This is a genomic window from Microcoleus sp. C2D2 (assembly GCF_036702495.1).
Lineage (GTDB): Bacteria > Cyanobacteriota > Cyanobacteriia > Cyanobacteriales > Microcoleaceae > Microcoleus.
This window is the reverse complement of sequence record NZ_JAUBTO010000005.1, coordinates 47,532-58,190: the sequence shown is the minus strand read 5'-3', so window position 1 is coordinate 58,190 and position 10,659 is coordinate 47,532. Positions and strand designations below refer to the sequence as shown.

The following is a 10,659-nucleotide window of genomic DNA, read 5'->3' as shown; positions in this document are numbered from 1 at the left end:
AATTCACTCTTTATGAACAGGCAAGATGCCTATTCCACAAGAAAATTCACTCTTTGTGGAACAGGCATCTTGCCTGTTCTTGAGAATGGTGCAAGATGTGAGTTCGATCCGAGATTTATCGTTGCCCTATTCAAGATTATCAAAAAAACCGGGTTCAAGAGGGTAACTCCTAGATTAATGACCAAGAATTTCTTGATGGTACAAGCCCCGGGATTTATCCGTGAAATCAATCCTAAATCGAAAATCGAAAATCCTCAAGCCCCCGCATTTATCCGTGGGGTCAATCTAAAATCTAAAATCTAAAATCTAAAATCGATTGACTGCTGGCTAATTAAGCTGCTTGTCCCGCAAAGAACATTACTTGTCCGCCGTAGGCGCGGTAAAGGTTTTCTTGCGTTAGCACTTCTTGGCGGGGGCCAGCCGCAATCAATTCTGTATTTAGCAAAATTAAATCATCAAAATTGGTGATTGATTCGCCTAAGTCGTGGTTGACTACTAAGACGGTTTTTCCGGCATTTGCTAGCTGGTGGAAGATGTCGAAAATGATATTTTGAGTTTTTTGGTCAACGCCGACAAACGGCTCGTCAAAGCAGAAAATAGCGGCTTCTTGGGCTAATGCTCTAGCTAGAAATACTCGCTGTTGCTGTCCGCCGGAAAGTTGTCCGATCGGTCTGTCTTTGTAAGCACTCATCCCTACTCTTTCTAAGGCATCGGCAGCGGTGCGGCGGCTAGCTGCCGAGAAGCGGCGAAACCATCCGGCTTTTCTGACTCTTCCCATCATCACGACATCCCAAACGGTGGCGGGATAGTTCCAGTCAATTTGCGATCGCTGCGGCACGTAGGCTACTGTTTCGAGTCGATCGGCGATCGCTTCTTCGCCACAGGTAACCGTGCCGCGATCTGCGGGAATTAAGCCCAACATTGCTTTGATCAGCGTGCTTTTGCCGGCACCGTTGGGGCCAATAATACCCGTCAGCCTTCCGGGTTTGACGGAAAGATTGATATCTCTGAGTGCTTCTACCGTGCGGTAGTTTACTGCTAAGTGCTTAACAGCGATAATTTCTGTGTCGGTAGCCGTGTCTTGGAGGTGGCAAACCATTTGAGACCACGGAGTCTCGTTGGGGAAGGCGGCGGTATTCATTGCGGTGACTCTATCTCCTTTTTATTAAGTTTACTGTAAAAATGAAAAGAATATGAAATCATCGGTAAATAGGAATAATCTGGAACGCAGGAGAGGTACATAATGCGACAGTGCAAGCTCGAAACCCCTCAAACCATAGGTTTTGTGGCGAAAATGTCAAGTCGGTTAAAACTCAGATGTTGCACCATTGTCAAGAACGGGCAAGATGCCCGTTCCACAAAGAATGAGTTTTCTCGCTTCACAGGCATCTTGCCTGTTCCTAAACAAGTAATTGAGAATGGTGCAAGATGTGAGTTAAAACTGATATCTTCCACCATGCTCAATAACAGGCAAAATGCCTGTGAAGCGAAGAGTGAGTTTTCTTGTGGGGTGGGCATCCTGCCCGCCCAGAGAAGGGTTATTGAGAATGGTGTCAGATATGAGTTAAAACCGATATCTTCCACCATGCTCAATAACAGGCAAGATGCCTGTGAAGCGAAGAGTGAGTTTTCTTGTGGGGTGGGCATCCTGCCCGCCCGTCCAAGACTTATTGAGAATGGTGCAAAATGTCAGTTAAAACCGACGGCAATTGTGAAGCAATCCTATAAAGGGGAGTTTAGCCGTGAGTCGGAGATTGAAACCGCCGCCCGTGGATTGGACAAGTCCAAGGTATTTTGGATTAGAACTATTGCTTGCGGCATTTTGACTGTGGGTTTATTTAGTTGCGCTCAAACCCAGGGCGATCGCCTCTCTCCACAGGCAGATGCTAAACCCAAGGTAGTTGCTACCAGCACAATTATTGAGGATTTGACCGATCGAGTAGCGGGTGGCGAAGTTCAGCTAACAGGAATTTTGCAGCCGGGAACCGATCCTCACGTTTACGAACCGGTGCCAAAAGATTCTCAAGCTTTAGAAAAAGCTAACTTAATTTTGTATAACGGTTACAATTTGGAACCGGGATTAATTAGAATGATGAATGCCGCCGGAATTAAGGCGCGGAAATTAGCAGTGGGGGAAGTTGTCAAGCCTTTGCTACTGAATAAAGAAGGCAATACCGTACCCGATCCGCACGTTTGGGGAAATGTAGAAAATGTAGTTCAAATGGTAGAAGCGATTCGGGATGCGCTAATCGACCTGTCGCCGGAAGATCGGGAGAAGTTTACGCAGAATGCTGTGAAACTTACTGAAGAGTTAAAACGTTTGGATAGTTGGATCGAACAAGAGATTAAAACAATCCCCGAAAATAAGCGCGAATTAGTAACAACTCACGATGCTTTTCAATATTACAGCCGCGCCTACGGATTGGGAAGTGCTGGCAGTTTGATCGGGATTAGTACGGAGGAACAGCCCAGCGCTCAAACGGTGCAAAAGTTAGTAGAATCGGTGAAAGCTGCCGGAGTTCCTGCTATTTTTGCCGAGACTACAATTAACCCGCAATTGATTAGAACCGTGGCGGAGGAAGCGGGGGTGAAATTGGCGGCGCAGCAACTTTATTCGGATTCGATAGGGGCTGCCGGAAGCGAGGGCGATTCTTATGTGAAAATGATGTCGGCTAATACTCGCGCCATCGTAGAAGCTTTGGGGGGGAAATACACGCCGTTTGAAGTTAGCAAGTAGCAAGTATGGTGCCCCGGAAGAGTTTTATTTTCTCTGCGGGGTGACAGCTAGCTGACGCAGCCTACAAGTTTCAGTAGGCTTGCATTGCATAAGTCTTTGATTGATACAGAAACCGCAGATGCAAGGCAGATTAACACAGATAAACGCAGATTGTTGAAGGAATTGAAAGCTTGGCAATGCAAGAGGTCTAGTTTACCTGCTTCGACAAAATTAAATTGAGTACGTTCAACTCGTTGGAACTTAAAAGATATTTATCTGTAAAAATTTTTTCTCGACTTTGCTCTAAACTGTAGCTTCTAAACACAATAAACGGGAAGTCTCGATACTTGTGCCCGATCGGCATTACACTATCTACAGGGTAGATCGATCGCACATAAGCCGACAAAATATCCCGAAACCGCCTATCTTCCGGTTCTTCCAGTTGGCTGTCAGCAAAATACTCTTTCATTTCCTCAGCGCTGACAAAAGCAAACAGCGGTATGGCATAATAGCGATCGAACTGCTGACTTTGCTGCTCGAGATACTGAGTTTTCTCGACGAAGCTGTTGAGAAATTGCAATAACTCGATCGCACCTCCTCTAATTGCCGATATTACATTCTCCGGGGACGAATCGCTATCCCTAATTAGATGCATTTTGTGCAGCAACTTCTTCTCTAGACATTCCTTAATTTCTCGATGAAGCCGCATCTGGTATGTTTCTACCAAAGTGCGATCGGCTAGAGGTACGATCAACAAACTACCGCAAACATGACCGAGTTCTAAATTATCATAGCTCAACAAACCATCAAGAGGATTGCACTTTTCCCAAAATTTACGATTAAAATCGTCCCGCATTTCCAGGTAAAAATCGCCCCTTTGACGGGACTTGTCATCATTTGTCAAAACAAACTCCCCACGACCCAAAAGCTGTTCCAGGCTCATATAAACCTCCTTAAACAACATATTTCCTCGCTGGCTCTCGCTCTTTAATGTCTTAATTAGAGAAGCCATTTTGCTGCTAAAAGTATCCCCTACTGCGGAAACCGACTTACCGCCAATCGGAATCATCAAAAACTTTTCCCTACCTAAATAACCGTATCCCGAAATTCGCGTCATCACCGCAGTCTTCAGAATTAGCAGTAAATTCAACAAACTCAATTTGCTTTCTTGCAGGGAAAGTTCCGCATCATCAGCGTAATAAACTGCGGTATCAGATAAGTAAAAAACCAACTTCTTATCTTCACCATCAAGGGTTTTACCGTTGTCATATTCTCCGCGTCCCCGATAAATCACCTGTATGACTTCCATCAGATTTTTTTCAATTTGGAAGCGGGGAATATCCACTAAAATATGCTTAGTTTTCGGGAAAGAAAGTCCACGACTTCCCGATGCAGTCATAAAGATTACTTTAGCTGTATTTTTGTATTCCTGTATTTTTTCTTTCTCCTCTTCCGAGATATTCGCGTGAATTTCCAGATAATCGGTAAACTGCTCAAACTTTTTACGACAAACTCTAATTTTATTAATTAATTCAGTTAATCTTTGCTTGTTCTGAATGTATACTATAATTTGTTCTACACCTGGGATGGCTAATCGCTGATTGATATCCTCAATTATTTCAGATTGTACCCGCTTTACTAAATCACTATTCTGTTTTAAAGGCGCATTTTCACTGTATTTAACAGTTTCTACAAATACCTTATAAGTAATCTCTAGACTGCGCGCAGGGTAGGAATTAGCATTAATCACCTTGGCAGCTAGATTGTTGAATTTAAAAGGAATAACTTGTAAAGGTTGAATTTGTTCCGAATCTTTCGCTAACTTTTTAAAATAGATTTTGTCCGGTTCCGGTGACGTGTTATCAAGGTGTTGTTTGATGACATCAGGGTCAACTATCGAAGCATCTGCGACAATAATTTTAGTATTAAAGCCGTGTTCCCGCTTGTGCAAATCATGTTTTTTGACAATCTTGCCAATTCCGGCTAAAAACTCAACCCCACCATCATCTCCAGTAATTTCATCGATCATAATGAAAATATGTTTGATGCGACTGGATATTTCTTGCATCTTAGCGGGAATGACCCGTTTGTCCCGTTTATTGTAAGTATCTTGAAAAATTTTATCTAAATGCTCTAGGGTATTTTGTCGGTTTTCTTTCATCTTCACCGATTGAATAGAAACCGTAGCTACGATATTACTAGATACCTGGCAATTTATCAGCGCGTATATACCTTCGCAAATGCTCTTGAGCACTCCATTTGCTTTGGGATTAATGGGTTTAATTACTGTTTCTCCCTTTTTTTCAAGTTCGGATTGATGATATTCCGTCCTCTGAATTCCTGAATCATCCTTGAGGAAGCGAACAGTTTTTTTGGTGAAATCTTCGCGATACCTATTCGATGCGTACTTGACGGTACAGCGTCCTGAATTGCTTTTGATGATATCGGCGTTAGTGTTGATACAAAATAATCGATCGTCGCACAGCAAACCAGTATTTTTATCTGTGAATTTTTCGATAATATCCAAGTTTACTTGCTTGCGGGGACTGACGTACAGAAATAAGAAACCGTCGTCGATATGGCTGCTTAGGAATTTGGCGATCGCAGTTGTTTTCCCAATTCCCGGATTCCCCGTCAAAAAGATATAATTTTCATCAGATTGAAGCGCTTTCACAATCAATTGAGCGTGAGCATTTCTCAGATGTAATCCGCGATCGATTTGCAAATCATCTGCCAGTTTATCTGATATAATATCTATGGAATTAGCAAAATTATCAATCCGCTCTGTATGAGGTACAGGTTCAGTGACATTTTTACCAATTCCTAACAGAGCATTAACAAAGTTTTTGCCTTCTTTAAAACTGCTAGCCGCGTTGAGTTGAATAACATCCAAAACTTCGCTCCGAGCATCGCTAATCTCTTTACCTTTCGGTTCATTCTGGTAAATCTTGGCACAAGTTGCCAACAGGTCAATTTTGTCCTGACGTAAAGAAATAGTGCTAATATTGCGATCGCTATAACCGACAACATTCAGCAAAACCTCAGAATCATTCGGAATAATACCAGTTGTTTGCAGAAAACCGTAGAAGCTGTGAGCGTAGCTACCCGCCTGAATTAACTTAGTGCTTTCCTTATCTTTATACTTAAAAGCTGTAAAATAGCGTTTTAAATCCTCCGAGAAATCAACACCTAAAGTGCTGGTATCGATTCGCAGATTAGAAAAAACACTTTTCGATCGCAAATAGCTAATTTCTCTGAGTAAAGACTTCCGGATCACCTCTATTTCATCCAGATTCACCGCCTCCGAAGCTAACGCGGGAGAAAACACCGATAAATCCACGCAGAGAATTCTAAAATCCTTACCATTTTGTAACAGGATGAGTGTATCCGCTTGCAAAAACTCGCCTTTTTTCGAGTAACGCCGGGTGTACAAGTTAATCTCATCATCTGATAAACTCGGGTTTGCAGTTGTTAACTGAGATAATACCTCTTTAAAAGCTGCTTGTTCATCCTTGTTGTAGGTTCTGATACTGTTAGCCTGACTAAAACTGCACTGACAGTACAAAATTTTCATTTGATGGAAATTCCAGCCAGTAGATTTAAGGTACTCCCGAAAGAAATTTAACCCCCCAAGAAAGCCTTTTTGGACAAAAAATAAACTCCATTTTTCAACTATTTTACCATCTAAACTCCCGAGCAGATTAGCTTCCCGGATTATTTCCGCTATCATCTTTGGCAATTTTAGTTTCTCCAAATCGAGACTGTAAGAATCTCCGAAATTGTGAGCTATATTTTCCTTTTGGATATATGCCAGAATGCCGATATTGAATCCCACCTCAAACAGCCGTCCAAAATCTTCACCGATCATAATTGTGTACCTCCCTCACCGATACTTAATACTTCTCTTACCTTATTCAAGAAGGCCAGCGAGTTAAAATCGGCACTACCGCGAGCATGACTAAATATAGATAAAGCACCAACGGAGTCATCTCCGATAATCCGCTCGTAGGGGTCAAGTTTTAAACTAATATTGTGGCGAGCTTCATACCGGGAAAAGTGGAATATTGTTAGATAATGCAGCAAAGTATCTTTAATTGCACCATCATAAATTAAGCCTTCACGAATATCTCGATCGTCCAGAATACCTTGATAGATATTCAACAGCGTCGAGTAGGAAATCACGCCGTTGTAAAAGTTCTTTTCTCCCGGCTGCTTTACTTTAATCCCGTTAAACAAGTTGAAAAACATCACAGCTTGCTGACTGGTATCTGCAAACAAGCTCGAAAGCTCCATTGCATCTTGAATGTAAAAAGATTTTCCCCGATCGCCTAGAAAACTGCGGACGTAGTATTTGTCAAAAAATATCGGATAAATTTTGAGATCTCGCCGCTCTCCCTTCAAAGTTCGGAGCAATTTTTTTGACATAAAAGACAATTCCTCATCCTCATCAGTCTGAGTAATGTGCAGCGTGCTCATATAAGGTGCTTGCGAAATATATGCAAAATTCCGATATCCTTGCTGATAAAGCTGACTCATTGCATCTTCAAGAATTAACGGCTCAGTATACAGACGGCTGACGCTGTAATTCTCGGAAAATGTTTTCAGCATTTCCACTTGAATGGTGGTGTCATCTAGGCGATTAATTCCGACAACTTCTCCGATTAAGCTGGCTTTTCTTTGGAAACGGTTTTGATTACCTCTTTTCGCATCACTATCCCGACTCGAAACGACAATAATTGCTAACTTGTCTAACTCAGGAGCTAGCTGCACATTGTCAAAACGAAACTTTTTAGGAAGTATTGAATACAACGAACTTAAACCATTTTTGATTTTGTAAGCATTTGGCTGTTGCTTAATGCGAAATCCTTGAGAAGTTGAGCGTTGTTTTTCACTCAAAATATGAGACAATGTTTTAGAAAGGTTAGCCATAAACTTTTCTGAGGGCGAAGGGTGTTGGTCGTCGCCTTCGTGAAGTCTCACCATCGGAATAAACAAGTTGTCAGCAGCATTTTTGAGCAATATCCTAAGACAGATATAAGACAGCAGCAGCATGGTAAATTTATACACAAAAGCCGCCGCCGGTTGTAAACCTTTATCACCGCTGTCTAGTCGTCTGTCGTCATAGGGAAACAAAACTAATTTGGTCTGAAAATGCTTGTTGTATATTGCTCTAGAGCGGTCGGCTTTAGGTGCAGAAAGTACAGGCAAAACATTGACACCTTCGATATTGTATTCCATGCTGAAAGTTTGGCGTTCATCAGTAGGAAAATAGCGGACATCTTCTATGGTAATATTAACTGGTAGCTGACAGATGGCTGTTTCATCCACACCAGGCTGTTCGACGGCAATATAATGGAGTGTCTGCTTGTAATTTCGCTCCATAACCTCATTAAAAAATTTACCAGTCTTCAAAATATTTTCAATGTCTTCTACCAGGCCCATTTTGAGGTTTACGTGTCGCGTTTCTGTTCGGCTTGGTAAAATAGCCTGGCGTTCCAGAAAACCTTTCAGCATTCTTTTAAGATGGGTGATTTTGTGCTTGATATTAAACTGATTAAACCCTTTAATAAAGTTGCGAAACAGCTCTCTTTTCGCCTCGTCGTCAGAATCTTGTAGGACTGGCAATACTCTTTGCTCAAATATGGCGATCGGGTGATAATTGAGTTCAGATTCAGGGTCGTAATTTTGTGCGAGTGGGTCGCTCCGAGAAGCAAACACAAAATAGTACAGCAATGCTATTTTTAACACCTTGCTGGCGAATGTTTCGCTAAGGGAATCTTCTGCAATTTCTGCTTGGTGTTCTTCACTGTCGGGATTTAGTAGATTTAGATAATATTCAAATACTTCTTCCCCACCGCGCGCTTGAACTGAGTTATCAAATTTTACTTTTAAACCAAAAATAAATTTACGTTCACTTTGAGGGGCGTCGGTGCTTTCTCCCAAGTAACCTGCTACAATTGGAATAATTGGCAGTGCATCTAAAACTTCCGCTCTGGCAAAAATTTCTCTGTAATTAAATTCAAAGCCTGCATAATTTACTTTATAGTCGCCATCAGATTTACTGCTGTCGTTGATGTAATCTTCTATCAATCTGAGGCGGCGAACCAAGTCTTGTAAATAGATGATGCCTACAGTATCTGTGCTGCTGCTAGCGCGGATGTGTTCTAGCAAATACTCCAAATAAGTAATTTTTGCTTCTTTGTGGAGTTTTCCTATTGTTTCTTTATCTACCAGCCGGATCAATTTGTGAAAATCTGAGTCGGGATTTTTAACCATCTCATCAAGACGATGGTTGAGTTCTTGTTTATCGTCGCTAGTCTCGGCATTTTCATTAATGTAGTTTTCCAAACCCTTCTTTAGCTGTTGTTCAAAAATATCGGTATTTCGCACAGCCATCGTCAATTTATGCAGTTTTAAAGTCGCATGACTCCCAGAGTCCCGGCTTTGCAAAGTTAGCTTTTCTTTTTCTAAATCCGTGTGGCGTTTGCCAAAATCGTATTTGAAACCTAATTCTTGACCGCTTCCCCGAAAAGAGGGTGAATTCAAAGGAGTGATTAAGCTAGCGACAAACTTTTCTAGAGAATCATTTGGTGGGAATTTAGATTCTAAGTGTTGCCGCAAACACTCTTTAATCTGCCTGACTCTATCGCCAAAATGATCCTCAACTTGCGACGGAAAATTAACAGTAGCAGAATTTGCTTGGGGTTCAAAAGAACCCAAAGGTGGCCGCACTTGCTTTTTGGCAACATCAGCAGCAAGGGCATCAATATCGACGATCAGACGGTCGCGGTCATCTGATATTTTAAACGGATTGTTTCCCTGCAAAACTTCTAAAATCTTGTCCAGCAAATCGCCATAGTCAACTGGAACTAAATCGCTGTCATCCAATCTTAAGATGTTCACCCTGTTAACCCCTTCAAAAAGCTTGAATCCACTCTTTCACGTCGTACTCAGTCCAAACCCCATTTACCCAATAAGGATCGGCTTCCACCAATTGTCGCACAGCGGCCTCATCTTCCGCTTCGTAAATTGCAAAAACTTTTGTTAAGTCTTTTGTTGGCCCGATCGTACTTAACACGCCCGATTCCTTCTGCTTAGCCAATCCGGCTAAATGAGCGTCTCGAAACGGAGCGCGTTTTTCGAGAACGTCTTCGCAGTAACTTCCCCACATCACATATTTGGTCACGGTTTTGAGCCTTAGATGAATTTGTTTAAAAGTTATTGTACAATAAGAGTAAGAGGATTTAACTAAAATTTTAAGAATAAGATTAATGAACCGCAGAGGGCGCAGAGGGCGCAGAGGAAGAGGGGAAAGAGAGATGATTGTTAGATAGGAGAAGATTGCTATGACTTTATTAGACATTCGTTTGTTGACGGTTCACGAGTATCACCGCATGGCCGAAATTGGGATTCTTGAGGCAGATGAACGAGTAGAATTATTGGCAGGACAAATAGTAAAAATGGCAGCAAAAGGAACAGCACACGGTGCAGCGTTAAAACGGACTGTAGAGCTATTACAGAACCTTTTATGGGGGTTGGTATTGCTAAGCATACAAGATCCAGTTCGGTTAAATGATTTCTCGGAACCGGAACCTGACATTGCTTTACTTGTGCGAGATCCACTTTACTATGAAGACCGCCATCCAACTCCGTCTGAAGTTTATCTGATTATTGAAGTAGCCGATACTACGCTGAGAACAGATTTGGGGATAAAAGCAAATCTTTATGCTCAATCTGGAATTGCAGATTATTGGGTTTTGGATGTTAATAATCGGCAACTTCACGTTTTTCGAGAACCGAGTCAGGATGGTTATCAAAGTCGGGTGATTCTCGGGGATGATGGGAGTATTTCTCCTTTGCAGTTTCCCAATTTTTCCTTTATGGTTGGGGATATGTTGCGGCCATTGGTGTCAATTTAACGCTTTTTCCCTGAGTCCGCCAGG

General features: G+C 42.0%; 7 protein-coding genes. 3 read left to right on the top strand and 4 right to left on the bottom strand.

Annotation, left to right across the window (positions count from 1 at the left end):
• Positions 1 to 303 (top strand): hypothetical protein (locus QUB61_RS03095; protein ID WP_333189810.1); only part of this gene is annotated, 303 nt, incomplete at its 5' end.
• A 28-nt stretch (positions 304 to 331) separates the two neighbouring features.
• On the opposite strand, the gene QUB61_RS03090 is transcribed toward QUB61_RS03095, so the two are convergent.
• The gene (locus QUB61_RS03090; protein WP_332949099.1) at positions 332 to 1,141 is read right to left on the bottom strand and encodes a metal ABC transporter ATP-binding protein; all 810 of its coding nucleotides are present in this window, start codon (positions 1,139 to 1,141) and stop codon (positions 332 to 334) included.
• A gap of 102 nt (positions 1,142 to 1,243) precedes the next feature.
• Here QUB61_RS03090 and QUB61_RS39735 point away from each other — a divergent pair, with 102 nt between their 5' ends.
• Positions 1,244 to 2,737, top strand: coding sequence for a metal ABC transporter substrate-binding protein (locus QUB61_RS39735; protein WP_445300167.1), 1,494 nt, complete (start codon positions 1,244 to 1,246; stop codon positions 2,735 to 2,737).
• Between the two features lie 187 nt (positions 2,738 to 2,924).
• Here QUB61_RS39735 and QUB61_RS03080 read toward each other — a convergent pair whose 3' ends face one another.
• Genes QUB61_RS03080 through QUB61_RS03070 form a run of 3 tightly spaced genes read right to left on the bottom strand, consistent with a single transcriptional unit; the run spans position 2,925 to position 9,902 of the window.
• Entirely contained in the window at positions 2,925 to 6,584 is a 3,660-nt protein-coding gene (locus QUB61_RS03080; protein WP_333123458.1) for a helicase-related protein, read from the bottom strand.
• On the bottom strand, positions 6,581 to 9,619 hold the full coding sequence (locus QUB61_RS03075) for a hypothetical protein (protein ID WP_333123455.1): 3,039 nt from the start codon (positions 9,617 to 9,619) through the stop codon (positions 6,581 to 6,583). Before QUB61_RS03075 ends, QUB61_RS03080 begins: the two co-directional genes overlap by 4 nt.
• A 13-nt stretch (positions 9,620 to 9,632) precedes the next feature.
• Positions 9,633 to 9,902, bottom strand: a complete 270-nt coding sequence (locus tag QUB61_RS03070) for a YciI family protein (RefSeq protein WP_190741349.1) — start codon at positions 9,900 to 9,902, stop codon at positions 9,633 to 9,635.
• Positions 9,903 to 10,062: 160 nt separating this feature from the next.
• On the opposite strand from QUB61_RS03070, the gene QUB61_RS03065 reads away from it, so the two are divergent.
• Positions 10,063 to 10,635, top strand: coding sequence for a Uma2 family endonuclease (locus QUB61_RS03065; RefSeq protein WP_333123452.1), 573 nt, complete (start codon positions 10,063 to 10,065; stop codon positions 10,633 to 10,635).
• The last annotated feature ends 24 nt before the right edge of the window (positions 10,636 to 10,659 follow it).

Coding starts and splice junctions, on each gene's coding strand:
- QUB61_RS03065 (WP_333123452.1), top strand. CDS start 10,063: ATGACTTTATTAGACATTCGTTTGTTGACGGTTCACGAGTATCACCGC.
- QUB61_RS03080 (WP_333123458.1), bottom strand. CDS start 6,584: ATGATCGGTGAAGATTTTGGACGGCTGTTTGAGGTGGGATTCAATATC.
- QUB61_RS39735 (WP_445300167.1), top strand. CDS start 1,244: ATGCGACAGTGCAAGCTCGAAACCCCTCAAACCATAGGTTTTGTGGCG.
- QUB61_RS03090 (WP_332949099.1), bottom strand. CDS start 1,141: ATGAATACCGCCGCCTTCCCCAACGAGACTCCGTGGTCTCAAATGGTT.